The organism is Anaeromassilibacillus sp. 1001302B_160321_C8, from assembly GCF_015554745.1.
GTDB lineage: Bacteria > Bacillota > Clostridia > Oscillospirales > Acutalibacteraceae > Anaeromassilibacillus > Anaeromassilibacillus stercoravium.
This window is the reverse complement of record NZ_JADNJD010000006.1, coordinates 102,836-114,874: the sequence shown is the minus strand read 5'-3', so window position 1 is coordinate 114,874 and position 12,039 is coordinate 102,836. Positions and strand designations below refer to the sequence as shown.

At 51.0% G+C, this 12,039-nt stretch carries 16 protein-coding genes and 1 riboswitch; of the genes, 5 read left to right on the top strand and 11 right to left on the bottom strand.

Going from position 1 to position 12,039, the window contains the following annotated elements:
* Positions 1-336, bottom strand: a complete 336-nt coding sequence (locus I2E77_RS06030; RefSeq protein ID WP_191448219.1) for a metal-sensing transcriptional repressor — start codon at positions 334-336, stop codon at positions 1-3.
* Entirely contained in the window at positions 299-463 is a 165-nt protein-coding gene (locus tag I2E77_RS06025; protein ID WP_195450817.1) for a hypothetical protein, read from the bottom strand. The genes I2E77_RS06030 and I2E77_RS06025 overlap by 38 nt, the downstream gene beginning before the upstream one ends.
* Positions 464-975: 512 nt before the next feature.
* Here I2E77_RS06025 and I2E77_RS06020 point away from each other — a divergent pair.
* Positions 976-3,330 (top strand): cation-translocating P-type ATPase, encoded by a 2,355-nt coding sequence (locus tag I2E77_RS06020; RefSeq protein ID WP_195450816.1) that lies wholly within the window; start codon positions 976-978, stop codon positions 3,328-3,330.
* Between the two features lie 342 nt (positions 3,331-3,672).
* On the opposite strand, the gene I2E77_RS06015 is transcribed toward I2E77_RS06020, so the two are convergent.
* From I2E77_RS06015 to I2E77_RS13900, 7 genes are all read right to left on the bottom strand, one after another.
* Positions 3,673-3,852 carry a hypothetical protein gene (locus I2E77_RS06015; RefSeq protein ID WP_330396773.1) on the bottom strand — a complete coding sequence of 60 codons (180 nt, stop codon included), beginning with the start codon at positions 3,850-3,852 and terminating at the stop codon, positions 3,673-3,675.
* A gap of 45 nt (positions 3,853-3,897) precedes the next feature.
* Positions 3,898-4,158, bottom strand: coding sequence for a type II toxin-antitoxin system RelE family toxin (locus I2E77_RS06010; RefSeq protein ID WP_191395465.1), 261 nt, complete (start codon positions 4,156-4,158; stop codon positions 3,898-3,900).
* A 98-nt stretch (positions 4,159-4,256) separates the two neighbouring features.
* Positions 4,257-4,610: a hypothetical protein gene (locus I2E77_RS06005; protein WP_191395466.1), complete on the bottom strand. Its 354-nt coding sequence runs from the start codon at positions 4,608-4,610 to the stop codon at positions 4,257-4,259.
* 20 nt (positions 4,611-4,630) lie between these two features.
* Positions 4,631-4,888 (bottom strand): DpnD/PcfM family protein, encoded by a 258-nt coding sequence (locus I2E77_RS06000; protein ID WP_195450815.1) that lies wholly within the window; start codon positions 4,886-4,888, stop codon positions 4,631-4,633.
* On the bottom strand, positions 4,861-5,016 hold the full coding sequence (locus I2E77_RS05995) for a hypothetical protein (protein ID WP_195450814.1): 156 nt from the start codon (positions 5,014-5,016) through the stop codon (positions 4,861-4,863). Before I2E77_RS05995 ends, I2E77_RS06000 begins: the two co-directional genes overlap by 28 nt.
* A gap of 412 nt (positions 5,017-5,428) precedes the next feature.
* Positions 5,429-6,502 carry a tRNA preQ1(34) S-adenosylmethionine ribosyltransferase-isomerase QueA gene (queA, locus tag I2E77_RS05990; protein ID WP_195450813.1) on the bottom strand — a complete coding sequence of 358 codons (1,074 nt, stop codon included), beginning with the start codon at positions 6,500-6,502 and terminating at the stop codon, positions 5,429-5,431.
* 128 nt (positions 6,503-6,630) lie between these two features.
* Positions 6,631-6,810: riboswitch (Lysine riboswitch) on the top strand.
* Between the two features lie 55 nt (positions 6,811-6,865).
* A complete protein-coding gene (locus tag I2E77_RS13900) occupies positions 6,866-7,021 on the bottom strand; it encodes a hypothetical protein (protein ID WP_237966552.1) in 156 nt (51 codons plus the stop codon).
* An 86-nt stretch (positions 7,022-7,107) separates the two neighbouring features.
* Between I2E77_RS13900 and asd the strand changes: the two genes are divergently transcribed.
* Genes asd through I2E77_RS05965 form a run of 4 tightly spaced genes read left to right on the top strand, consistent with a single transcriptional unit; the run spans position 7,108 to position 10,386 of the window.
* Positions 7,108-8,187: an aspartate-semialdehyde dehydrogenase gene (gene asd / locus I2E77_RS05980; protein WP_191362805.1), complete on the top strand. Its 1,080-nt coding sequence runs from the start codon at positions 7,108-7,110 to the stop codon at positions 8,185-8,187.
* A gap of 60 nt (positions 8,188-8,247) precedes the next feature.
* Positions 8,248-9,135 carry a 4-hydroxy-tetrahydrodipicolinate synthase gene (gene dapA / locus I2E77_RS05975; RefSeq protein ID WP_087233360.1) on the top strand — a complete coding sequence of 296 codons (888 nt, stop codon included), beginning with the start codon at positions 8,248-8,250 and terminating at the stop codon, positions 9,133-9,135.
* Positions 9,136-9,163: 28 nt separating this feature from the next.
* Positions 9,164-9,916 carry a 4-hydroxy-tetrahydrodipicolinate reductase gene (dapB, locus tag I2E77_RS05970; RefSeq protein WP_195450812.1) on the top strand — a complete coding sequence of 251 codons (753 nt, stop codon included), beginning with the start codon at positions 9,164-9,166 and terminating at the stop codon, positions 9,914-9,916.
* 14 nt (positions 9,917-9,930) lie between these two features.
* Positions 9,931-10,386 carry an ACT domain-containing protein gene (locus I2E77_RS05965; protein WP_195450811.1) on the top strand — a complete coding sequence of 152 codons (456 nt, stop codon included), beginning with the start codon at positions 9,931-9,933 and terminating at the stop codon, positions 10,384-10,386.
* A gap of 102 nt (positions 10,387-10,488) precedes the next feature.
* Here the strand turns inward: I2E77_RS05965 and sigG are convergent, their stop codons facing one another.
* Both sigG and I2E77_RS05955 read right to left on the bottom strand, forming a co-directional pair.
* Positions 10,489-11,256, bottom strand: a complete 768-nt coding sequence (gene sigG, locus I2E77_RS05960) for an RNA polymerase sporulation sigma factor SigG (protein ID WP_172749656.1) — start codon at positions 11,254-11,256, stop codon at positions 10,489-10,491.
* A 201-nt stretch (positions 11,257-11,457) separates the two neighbouring features.
* Positions 11,458-11,988, bottom strand: coding sequence for an inorganic diphosphatase (locus tag I2E77_RS05955; protein WP_087233351.1), 531 nt, complete (start codon positions 11,986-11,988; stop codon positions 11,458-11,460).
* Positions 11,989-12,039: the final 51 nt, after the last annotated feature.

Sequence of the window (12,039 nt, the reverse complement as noted above, 5' to 3'; positions counted from 1 at the left end):
TCACTTCAATTTCTTAATCAGTTCCAATGCTTCATCGACCACCTGTGTGTTGCCCTGCCGAATCTGCTCCACGACGCAGGTTTCCAGATGGTCCTGAAGGACCAGGTAACCAAATGCCTGCAGCGCGCTTTCCACAGCAGCAACCTGCACCAGGATATCCCCGCAATAGCGGTTGTCTTCCAACATCTTCCCAATGCCGTTGAGCTGCCCAATCATCCGCTTCAAACGGTTTTGCAATTGGCGCAATTCCTGGTCCCCGCGGGGTGTCGCTTTATAATGGCAACCGCATGCAGTGGTTTCATTGGACGGTTGTAAAGATTCTTGCTGCTGGTTCATCCGAATATCTCCTTTCAAATACCCCCTTAGGGTATTTTGGATTTGTCTCTATTATAATACCCCCATAGGGTATTTTCAAGTCCTTTTTGAGGAGAACTGCAAATTTTCTTTCTGCATCCCGTTCCATTCAGCCAAACACTCCGTCAAATGGTTCATTTTTAGCAGCTATTTCTGCTCTGTTGATTTCTGTATATGCCTATACTATAATAAGCGCTGAGAGCCAATGGAATGGCCATATAAGATTTATGGTTATCTACACGATACAAACCTTCCCCATATAACAATAATGATAGGCTCGTCCATGAAACAAAGAGAGAGAAAGGTTCTTTTCGTTTCCAGTCAAATGACAACCGACAGGTGGACCACTTTGGTTCAGATGAAACGAAAAAGCGTTTTATCCCCTTCTGCCAGCGCAATGATGGATCGGCAGCACTTTGCAGAAAAGGCAATAAGAAGCTTCATGGATGAAGTTTATAAGTATATGGGCTTGTAATAGGACTTTCGTCACAATACGTGAAATACTAGACTTTTATAAGGATTAAATTTGGAGCATATCTACTTTGTTTATACTTTCGTTAAAAATCCCTGTTATGATAGCTCGAGTAAACCGTGCAAAATAAATGGAAATGAGGCCGCTCTATGACACATTTTTCTCCTGACAGCAACTTAGGACTAACTTCCGAACAGGTCGAAGAAAAACGACGCGACGGACGACAGAACACCGAACCGGAAAAAGTAACCAAAACAACCGGGCAAATTTTGAAGGACAATATCTGCACATTGTTTAATTTGTTTAACGTGCTGATCGCCGTGGCCTTGGCGCTTGTCGGCGCGTGGTCCAACATGCTCTTTATTCTGATCATTGCCCTCAATACGCTGATCGGCATTGCCCAGGAAATCCACGCAAAAAGGCTTGTGGACAAACTCTCCCTCTTATCCATGCCGATGGCAAAGGTGGTCCGGGATGGGAAGCTTTCGGAAATCCCGGTGTATGAGCTGGTCGAGGAAGACGTCATGGAATTGAGCGGAGGGAACCAGGTTTGCTCCGATTCTGTAATCCTGTCCGGGGCGGTCGAAGTGAATGAATCCCTCTTAACCGGCGAATCCGATCCCATACGGAAAGCTGCCGGAGACCATCTTTTATCCGGAAGTTTCATTATCAGCGGAAAATGCCGTGCCTGCGTGGAACATGTGGGGATGGAAAATTACGCTTCCAAGATCGCTCATGAGGCCAAAAAGCTGCGTGGCGTACATTCCGAACTGCTTTCTTCCATGCGTAAAGTCACCCGATTTACAGGCTACTTGATTCCTCCTTTGGGGATTCTCCTGTTCCTCGAGGCATTCTATTTGCGCGGTGACCCGATCAACCATGCGGTTGTGTCGACTGCCGCTGGGCTTCTCGGTATGCTGCCAAAGGGCCTGGTGCTGCTCATCAGCATCAGCCTTGCCGTAGGGATCATTGCGCTTTCCAAGAAGAAAGTGTTGGTGCAGGAGCTGTTTGCCCTGGAGACGTTGGCGCATGTGGACACTTTATGCCTGGACAAAACCGGTACGCTGACCGAGGGCAAAATGCAGGTAGAAGAGGTGCGTCTGACCGATATTGGGCGTTCGATGCCGTTTGATGAAATCATCGGCTCCTTTCTCCACTATACAGATGACAACAACGCGACGTTCCAGGCCCTGCAAGCGCATTTCGCACAAAAGGAAAGCTTTCCGCCCGTACAAAAGATTCCATTCTCTTCCGATCGGAAATGGAGCGCGATTGCATTCGAGGAGTTCACCTTTGTTGTCGGCGCTCCGGAACGCCTAGCTGGTCCTGAGCTGGGGGACCATTTCGAAAAGGAACTCAACGCGGGGAAACGTATCCTCTTAGCCGGGATTACGTCGGAACCCGTTTCGCCGGACAAGCCGCTGCCAGAAATACACGTGCTTGCATCCATCGTGATCTCTGACCCTATCCGCCCCAATGCCGCGGAAACCTTGGCTTACTTCCAACAGGAGGGTGTAGACTTAAAGCTTATCTCGGGAGATAACCCGGTAACCGTATCCGCTTTAGCGGCGAAGGCAGGGTTTCCCGACGCCGGCCGTTTTATCGACATGAGCAGTGTGACAGAAGAGGCTGATCTGGAAAAAGCGGTCCAGGAGTATTCGATCTTTGGGCGCGTATCCCCCTTGCAAAAGAAGCAAATCGTACAGTCCCTACAAAAGCACGGGCATTCGGTAGCCATGACCGGCGATGGGGTAAACGACCTTCTCGCCCTGCGGGAGGCCGATTGCAGCATTGCCATTGCGGAGGGCAGCGACGCCGCCCGGCAGGTATCGCAAGTGGTTTTGTTGAATTCCGATTTTTCCTCCCTCCCCTCTGTTTTGAGCGAAGGCAGGCGGGTGGTCAACAACATCACGCGGGTGGCGGGGATATTCTTTGTCAAAACGATCTATTCCGTTTTGCTCTCCATCGTGTGCCTCCTGCTAAACATCCCGTTCCCCTTTGTCCCGATCCAAATCACGCTGATCGACTTGGTTATTGAAGGCTATCCGTCCTTCTTTATGTCCTTTGAACCGGACAGCAGGAAAGTATCCGGACGGTTCCTGCCCTCCGTCATGGCGCGCGCCTTGCCAAATGCGATCTCAATTTTGGTTTGTTTCCTTGTTTTTCTCGGAGTATCGCCGCTGTTGCAAATTTCTGTGGAACAGTCCAGTATACTCCTTTATTTGCTAGTCGGAACCGTTGGAATCCAGGCGGTATTCAAGGCGAGTTGGCCTTTGAACAAGCTGCGGGTGTTCCTTTGCTCCACTATGACGGTTGGATTTTATGCAGCGGTTCTCCTGTTCCACAAGCTTCTCCAGGTCTCCCTCCCCACCACAGAGACCTTACTCCTATTTGCTGGTTTTGCTCTGCTCAGCTTCTTGATAGAACGCGGCGCAACCGCGCTGATTCAGTGGATCCATCGCCGCAGAGACGCCCATAAACGCGCAACCAATACCGCCAGATAACTTCACAATAACGCAAAAAGCAGGGAGCGTCCCCTATCGAAGAAAGGGGGCCACTCCCTGCTTTATTTGTATCCGCCTATTTAAATGCAAGATCTATGGAATGCTATTTTGGGGTTCCTGCTTCACAGAGTTTCTTCTGCGCAGGAGCTGTTCAGTCGATCAACATGGCGTCTCCGATGCTTACGGGAGTCATGATACCAGACCGGTAATTACCTTGAATATGTAACAAAATTCTTCCTCCAGAACCCTCTGGTAGCCTCTGGATTACTCCATGGGGACTACTGTGAGGTTTTATATTCTATCAGCAAAAAAGCCCCGGATAGGGGCTTTTGTCTTGGATGATTACCGACCGATCTTTGACCAGTCAATATCTCTTGCGTCAATGAACTCGCCTTTCTCAGCTTCGTCTACTCGACGGGCCTCTTCCGGCGTGAGCTTGGTGAAGTCCGGGTCCCACGCTCGAACCAGTTTCTTGATGAACTCATAAGCAAAGTTCTGGTCGCTCTCAGGTAGCATATCCATCAAGCGAGCAGCTTCCATAGCCATGTTAGACATATCGCTACCTCCCTATTTATAGATGTCGCCACGGTTTCCGATTTCGAGAACGAACAGTATCTCAATCTCTTGCTCGGCACCGTACTTGTATATTATGCGCCAATCTCCGACTCGTAACCTCATTCGGCCATCTTTGCTCCCCTGCATGGGCTTAATATCACCCGCTGGAGGGGTTTGGGTTAATCCCTCTATGGCTTTCTTTATGCGCTCAACCGATTTCTTTTCGAGCTTGTTTAGAAATTTCACGGCCTCTTTTGCGTATCTGATTACCATTCGGCACATCCTTCCGAGGAATGTATCATTCCCCATAATCATTCTACCAGATTACTTCCTTTTTTGCAATCAGTTTTTGGTGCGAAACGATAAGAAGTTTACCGTTTCTTTCCGTATGTGATTTGCGGTAGCCATTCATACCGCTGTTCAAACGGGATGAAGTCGCCGTTGGTTCCAACGATGTGCTTCATCGCAGCGTCCATCTTTTCTCTTGCGTAGTCGGCCTCCGGGTTCTTGGTCAGAGCGTCAAAGAACTGATCGTAGTACCGTCCCCACGCATCCAACACCTTCTTCAGCCGCTTGTAGCCGAAAACATCTTTCCCCATAACCTCTGGGTCATTCAGGGTCAGGATGAGCATATCGGTCATGTACTGCATATAGGTCTGCTTGATGGCGTCCTGCATCACATCATCCCGGACTTTTCTCCGGTCAAGGTAGCCGTTCTTCCCCATGCTGCTCCTCCGTTTCCATCTCAGCTGCCAAGCGTAAAGGTCACTCCTGCAAAGTGCTCTGCTCCGAGGACATGATCTCCGTTCTCCCAAGCCTCCTGCACCTTCATCGTTGCCTCGGCCCAGCTTGCGGCCACAACGGGAACTGTCTTCTTCAGGTGTTCCACGATGACCACACGGTACTCCCATATCGTAGCTGGGACTGCGGCCTCTGCCCTCGTCAAAATCCCAGCAAGGATGATTTCGTCTTTTTTCAGGTCGAGCAGGTTTTGATATGCCACCCGTTGGTTTCAACAACAATCTCTACCGCCTTCAGCGGAGCCGGGTGGTTCCTTACCTCATCAGGGTGCTGATCTCTCCATTTCAGCAGCAGCTCTATGTCTGCGGCCGTCACCACAACCTTGTCCATCAGACCGCCTCCTCACACCCAAGCGGGTGTATTTTCCGTGTCCGGCAGAGCCATGAGCCAATCAATGACTTCCTGTGGAACCTCCACCTTCTGCCAACCGCTCCCGTATTCATAACCGCAGACCGGACAAGGCTTACAGAGAATACCTCTTGGGTCGTTTTCTCCAAGCGTGTTCCTTTTGTACCAAGCGTTTCCTCTTCGTACTCGCTCATGGGGCTTGCTGCCGGTTGTGTAAAATGCTTTTGGCTCAGGCGGCTCTTCAGTTGCGGTAACAACCCACTTGGGAGCATTTGTATAAAAGATGGACTTACCACCTCAATTCTCTTCAAAAACGGCCTCGAAATACAATTTTCCTACAAATCCACAGAATGAGAAAAAAGCCCCGAAACCGCTTGGTTTCAGGGCTTTTCAGCTACTTCTTATCGTCCAGTTCTTTCATGCTTCCAATAAACATCGCATCTCCAAAGCTGAAAAACCGGTATTTCTCCTGTACCGCTGTGCGATAGGCGCGCATGATATTGTCGTATCCGGCCAAAGCGGAAACCAGCATGATCAGCGTGCTCTCCGGCAAATGGAAATTGGTAATCAGCCCGTCCAGCACCCGGAATTGGAAGCCGGGATAGATGAAGATATCGGTCCATCCGGCGCTCTCCCGGATGCCGCCCTCCTTCAAGGCAATGGATTCCAGCGTGCGGCAGCTGGTTGTCCCAACTGCAATGACACGTCCACCGTTGCGCTTTGTCTCATTGATGAGGTCCGCCGTCTCTTTGTTCATCGCATAGTGTTCGGAATGCATCTTGTGGTCGGAAACATTCTCGACCGTCACCGGGCGGAACGTTCCTAACCCCACATGGAGGGTTACAAAAGCGGTTTTAATCCCCTTTTGCCGGATGCGCTCCAAAAGCTCGGGCGTAAAGTGAAGCCCTGCCGTCGGCGCGGCGGCCGAACCCACTTCCTTTGAATAAACATTCTGGTAGCGTTCCTTATCCTTGAGGTCTTCTGTGATGTAATGCGGCAGCGGCATCTGTCCAATTTGATCCAGAATCGCATAGAAATTCCCCTCATAGTGGAATTCTACAATCCGGTTGCCGTCCTCCACGACGTCCAGGACGTCCGCGCGTAGGAGACCGTCGCCGAATGTAAAATGCGTGCCCGGCTTTGCGCGCTTTCCGGGCCCGGTGAGTACCTCCCAGGTATCCCCTTCCCGATGGGTCAGCAGAAGGAATTCCACCTTGGCACCTGTCCCATCTTTGATCCCATAAAGCCGTGCCGGAAGGACGCGGGAGTCGTTCAAAACCAGGCAATCCCCAGGGTTCAAATAATCGATTACATCGTAAAAATGCCGGTGCTCCATCTCTCCCGTCTCTTTATGTAAGACAAGTAGCCGCGAAGAATCCCTCGGCTCCAGCGGGGTCTGGGCGATCAGTTCCTTGGGCAGGTCGTAATAAAAATCGTGGGTACTCCAATTGCGTTTTGTCTCTTCCATTTTTGAATGCTCCTAAAATTTATAAATTCTCTTTCCTGTAAATCGTACAAAGAAGAGGGAAAAACTTTAACAAAGAATAAATTGACAACCCTGAACGTGCATGGTATGATGGTGATAACTTGAATAGTAAGGAAGATAGAGGTGCGGTTTTAAAGAGTAGCACGCGGGAGGGGGCCAAAACCCGGGAACGCCTGCGAAAGGGAAAACCGCCGAAGGAGAACGGCGTTTGGCCGGCGTTCTTCTGGGGGCAGCAGTGAAAAACGCTGCAACTGTCATCATAAGATTTATGGTGGAGCGCTATCGGCAGTATGTCCCATTGGGAATACCGAGCAAGTTCTATTATATTGATTTGATGACCGGTTTTCAACCGGTTTTTTTATTGTATTTTGCAGGAGCCGCCTCTCTTTGGAGCATCTTCTGAAAAATGTAGAACTTTCCACAGGTTTGGATGCATATCCAAGCCGGTTTTGGAAAGAAAGATTCTTGTTTCAGGCTTATGAAGACAGAAATCTGTTTCATTCCGATTCTCTCCATTTTGTCTTTTCTCCCTGTCAGGTTCTTTCTCTTTCGTTATTCCCATATCATCATATAGGAGGAAATGTGTCATGAAAACATATCAGGTTGGAATCATCGGAGCAACCGGCATGGTAGGCCAACGGTTTGCAACGCTCTTGGAAAATCATCCCTGGTTTCACGTCAAAGCGCTCGCTGCGAGCGGCCGGTCCGCCGGCAAAACCTATGAGGAGGCTGTGGGAGACCGCTGGGCCATGAGCACGCCCATGCCGGAATCCATGAAAAACATGGTCATCCTCGACGCCACCGCCGACGTGGAAAAGATCGCTTCGATGGTAGACTTTGTCTTCTGCGCGGTCAACATGAAGAAAGATGAAATTAAAGCGCTGGAAGAGGCCTATGCAAAGGCGGAATGCCCGGTCATGTCCAACAACAGCGCGCATCGCGGGACGCCGGATGTCCCGATGATCATCCCGGAAATCAATGCGGACCACGCCGCTGTGATCGACGCACAGCGCAAGCGCCTTGGAACAAAGCGCGGCTTTATTTCCGTCAAATCCAACTGCTCGCTGCAGAGCTACGTCCCGGCAATCCATCCGCTGATGGACCTCAACGTTACAAATGTGCTCGCCTGCACCTACCAGGCCATCTCCGGCGCTGGAAAAACCTTCAAGACCTGGCCGGAAAGCCTCGACAATGTCATCCCCTACATCGGCGGCGAAGAGGAAAAGTCCGAGCAGGAACCCCTCAAGATCTGGGGCCATGTGGAGGACGGCAAGATCGTAAACGCCACCTCCCCGTGCATCACCTCGCAGTGCCTGCGCGTACCGGTCTCCGACGGCCACACCGCAGCGGTGTTTGTCTCCTATGAGAAGAAGATCGAACTCGAGGAAATCATCCATCGTTGGGAAACGTACAAGGGCGTTCCCCAGGAGCTCCAGCTGCCGAGCGCACCCAAGCAGTTCCTGCACTACTTCCGCGAGGACGACCGCCCGCAGTCCCGCCTGGACCGCAACCTGGAGAACGGCATGGCGGTCTCCATCGGCCGTCTGCGTCCGGATACGCAGTATGACATCAAGTTTGTCTGCCTCTCCCACAATACCCTGCGCGGCGCGGCGGGCGGCGCGGTCCTGATGGCGGAGCTGCTCTGCGCAAAGGGATATTTGGACTGATCCAAAGGAACACCGATACATGCAATTCCCATTTCTGAATCATGAATTGGAGGCCCTATTATGAAGAAACTCGTCTATACCGGTTCCGGCGTGGCGCTGGTCACGCCCATGCACAAGGACGGCTCCATCAATTATGAAAAATTTGGGGAGCTGATCGAATTCCAGATTAGCCACGGCACCGACGCCATCATCGCCTGCGCAACGACCGGCGAATCCCCTGTCCTGAACCACGAGGAACACTGCAAAGCGCTGGAATACGTGATCCAAAAGGTAAATAAGCGCGTCCCAGTCATCGCCAGCACGGGCAGCAACGATACCGCCTATGCCGTACAGCTCTCCCAGGAGGCGGAGCGTATGGGCGCGGACGCTCTTCTCTCGGTAACCCCCTATTACAACAAGACTTCCCAGGCGGGTCTCGTTCGCCATTATACATACATCGCAGACCGTGTGAACCTGCCGATCATCGTGTACAACGTGCCCTCCCGCACCGGATGCAATATCAAACCGGAGACGTATTTGGAACTCTCCAAGCATCCAAATCTGAATGCGGTCAAAGAGGCCAACGGGGACATTTCTTCGGTGGCCAAGACGATCGCGCTCTGCGGGGACGATTTCTATGTCTATTCCGGCAACGATGATCAGACCCTCCCGATGCTCGCATTGGGCGGTAAAGGTGTGATCTCCGTGTTTGCCAATGTTTTGCCGCAGGAGATGCACGACCTCTGTGCATCGTTCCTTTCCGGAGATGCGGCGAAGAGCCGCGAGCTGACGCTCAAATATGTGGAATTGATGAACGCGCTCTTCATGGACGTCAACCCGATCCCGGTCAAAGCCGCTATGAACGAGATGGGCTTTGATGTGGGCGACTGCCGTTTGCCTCTGACCACCATGAGCGAGGCGGCGCTCAATCAGCTCCGTGAAGTTCTCAAAAAGTATCAGTTGATCTAAGAAACCATTACCATTCGGAGGACGTAAAATGACAAGGATTCTTCTCTGCGGATGCAACGGCAAAATGGGCCGTGTCATCGCCGCATGTGTGAAAGAACGGGAAGACTGCAAAATTGTCGCTGGAATTGACATTCACACCGATCCCTTTGGGGATTTTCCCGTCCATGCCTCCCCTTCCGAGGTGCAAGAGGAAGCGGACGTTGTGATTGATTTCTCCCATCCGGCGCTGCTCTCTCCCCTATTGCAGTTTGGTTTAGAACATAAGCTTCCCCTGGTGCTCTGTACCACGGGATATAACCACGATCAGGTCAATGCGCTAAAGCAGGCCTCGCACAAGATTCCGGTGTTTTATTCCGGCAATATGAGCTTGGGGATCAACCTGCTGATTGGACTCTCCAAGAAAGCGGCACAGGTTTTGGGCGAAGATTTTGACATTGAGATTATCGAAAAGCATCACAACCAGAAAATTGACGCCCCCAGCGGGACCGCGCTCATGATCGCAGACGCGATTTCTTCCGTCGAAGACCGCCAGATGACGTATATGTACGACCGCCATTCCCAGCGCAAAAAGCGCGATAAGAATGAAATCGGGATGCATTCCGTGCGCGGCGGTACCATCGTCGGCGAGCACGAAGTGATTTTCGCCGGGCCGCATGAGGTCATCACCCTTTCCCATTCCGCACAGTCAAAAGAGATTTTTGCCAACGGCTCGATCAACGCAGCGGTATTTCTGGCAAAGCAACCTGCCGGACTGTATGATATGTCCGACCTATTAAAGTAAAGGGGGATACGATCATGGAACAAACGGTTATTACAACCCTCGGTGACATCACACTGGTCAACCTGCAAAATTGCCCTGTGGCGCTCAATTCCATCGCCAAGATCTTTCAGAAGATTTCCGACCTGGGTGTGAATGTGGATATGATCTCCCTCGCCCCCTCCCATGGAGCGTATACGACCATTTCCTTCACCATCGACGACGAGGATCTCGGCAAAATCTTAAAGTTCACCTCCGCCCTGTATGACAACCACGATATCAAAACCATCGTCAGCAGCGGCAATTATAAAATCGCAGTACACGATGAACGCATGAAGAACACGCCCGGCGTAGCTGCAAAGGTGTTACAAGCGGCCGCAGAGGTAAATACCGACATTCGCCTCATCAGCACTTCCGATGTGGAAATCTCCATGTTGGTGACAGCCGCCGACTTTGAACAGACGCTGGAGTCGATCGAAAAGCAGATGGGCTGAAAAGTGCTCGATTTTTCCATTCTATTTCTATAATGTTTCATCTTTGGGGTTCCGCAGGACGATCCTTTTGGTTCGGACTGCGGAACCTCTTTTGTTTTCCGGTCAAATATCCCGTTTGATTTTTCCGAGCGCTCCTTTTTCCAGACGCGATACCTGCGCCTGGCTGATGCCGATCTCCGAAGCGACCTCCATCTGGGTCTTCCCCTGGAAAAACCGCATGGATAAAATGCGTTTTTCCCGGTCGCTCAGGTCGCTGATCGCCTCTTTCAGGGCAATTTCATCCAGCCAGTTATTGTCGTCGTTGTTGTCCCCCACCTGATCCATCACATAGATGGTGTCCCCTCCATCGGAAAAAACCGGCTCGTACAGGGAAACCGGCTCCACGATGGACTCCAGCGCAAGGACCACATCCTCCCTTGGGAGATCCAGCTCCTCGGCGATTTCCTCGATGGTCGGCTCCTTGTTGTTTTTCGCGGTCATTTTTTCTTTGACCTGCATCGCCTTATACGCCGTGTCGCGTAGGGACCGGCTGACACGAATGCTGTTGTTGTCCCGCAGGTATCTGCGGATCTCCCCGATGATCATCGGAACGCCGTAAGTAGAAAACCGTACGCCCTGGTTCATATCAAAGTGATCGATCGCCTTGATGAGTCCGATACAGCCCACCTGGAAGAGGTCGTCCAAATTCTCCCCGCGGTTTGTAAAACGCTGGATGACACTGAGCACCAAGCGCAAATTTCCATTGATTAGCTCTTCGCGCGCCTGCTTGTCCCCTTCCCTGACACGGCGCAGCAATTCCGTCTTTTCTTTTTCGGTCAAAACTTTGAGCTTTGCGGTATTCACCCCGCAGATATCCACCTTATTGTACACAGCGCATTCCTCCCATCCGGCTTTCGCATTCATTATTGCCATGATCGGATAGGAACATGCACCAGTAAAAAAGGAAAAAGGCGGTGGAACAGCATGTTTCCACCGCCCAATAGCAAGGGAAAGCCGCGCGGGGCGCGGCTTTCCCTTGCTTAAATCCAAATGAAAAAATTTTTCAACGAGCGCTTGCCCACCGTTTGATGCTCAACGGCAATAGTTCTCCAGATAACTTTCAATGCTTTCTTGTATGATCTCCTTCGCACGCTCTACGCCGAAAACATTGTCAATCGCGGTCGTCTTTCCCTCCAACGCCTTATAGACTGAGAAAAAGTGGGACATCTCGTCGAAAATATGCGCAGGCAATTCGCTGATGTCCTTATAACCGTTGTAGGTTGGGTCATTGAATGGGATGGCAATAATTTTTTCATCTTTACTACCGTTGTCCTCCATGCTGATGACACCAATTGGGTAACACCGCACCAGGGAAAGCGGATGGATATTCTCGGAACAAAGCACGAGGACGTCGAGCGGATCGTGATCTTCCGCATAGGTGCGCGGGATAAAACCGTAATTGGCCGGATAGTGCGTGGATGTATACAAAATGCGGTCCAAAAACAGCAAACCGGTCTCCTTATCCAGCTCATATTTTGCTTTGCTTCCCTTAGTTATTTCAATAACTGCACAAAAATCGTCCGTCTTGATTCGTTTTGGGGAAATGTCATGCCAGATATTCATCCAAATTCCTCCTTTTTTTGGCTGTCTATAAATTCTGCCGCCGTTTATTTA

Excerpts from the sequence above, each read along its gene's own strand:
- I2E77_RS06005 (WP_191395466.1), bottom strand. The coding sequence starts at position 4,610 with ATGGGGAAGAACGGCTACCTTGACCGGAGAAAAGTCCGGGATGATGTG.
- I2E77_RS06025 (WP_195450817.1), bottom strand. The coding sequence starts at position 463 with ATGGAACGGGATGCAGAAAGAAAATTTGCAGTTCTCCTCAAAAAGGAC.
- dapB (WP_195450812.1), top strand. The coding sequence starts at position 9,164 with ATGACAAGGATTCTTCTCTGCGGATGCAACGGCAAAATGGGCCGTGTC.
- I2E77_RS13900 (WP_237966552.1), bottom strand. The coding sequence starts at position 7,021 with ATGAAACAGATTTCTGTCTTCATAAGCCTGAAACAAGAATCTTTCTTT.
- I2E77_RS06030 (WP_191448219.1), bottom strand. The coding sequence starts at position 336 with ATGAACCAGCAGCAAGAATCTTTACAACCGTCCAATGAAACCACTGCA.
- I2E77_RS05955 (WP_087233351.1), bottom strand. The coding sequence starts at position 11,988 with ATGAATATCTGGCATGACATTTCCCCAAAACGAATCAAGACGGACGAT.
- I2E77_RS06015 (WP_330396773.1), bottom strand. The coding sequence starts at position 3,852 with ATGGATATGCTACCTGAGAGCGACCAGAACTTTGCTTATGAGTTCATC.
- I2E77_RS06010 (WP_191395465.1), bottom strand. The coding sequence starts at position 4,158 with ATGGTAATCAGATACGCAAAAGAGGCCGTGAAATTTCTAAACAAGCTC.
- I2E77_RS05965 (WP_195450811.1), top strand. The coding sequence starts at position 9,931 with ATGGAACAAACGGTTATTACAACCCTCGGTGACATCACACTGGTCAAC.
- I2E77_RS06020 (WP_195450816.1), top strand. The coding sequence starts at position 976 with ATGACACATTTTTCTCCTGACAGCAACTTAGGACTAACTTCCGAACAG.
- queA (WP_195450813.1), bottom strand. The coding sequence starts at position 6,502 with ATGGAAGAGACAAAACGCAATTGGAGTACCCACGATTTTTATTACGAC.
- asd (WP_191362805.1), top strand. The coding sequence starts at position 7,108 with ATGAAAACATATCAGGTTGGAATCATCGGAGCAACCGGCATGGTAGGC.
- dapA (WP_087233360.1), top strand. The coding sequence starts at position 8,248 with ATGAAGAAACTCGTCTATACCGGTTCCGGCGTGGCGCTGGTCACGCCC.
- I2E77_RS05995 (WP_195450814.1), bottom strand. The coding sequence starts at position 5,016 with ATGGACAAGGTTGTGGTGACGGCCGCAGACATAGAGCTGCTGCTGAAA.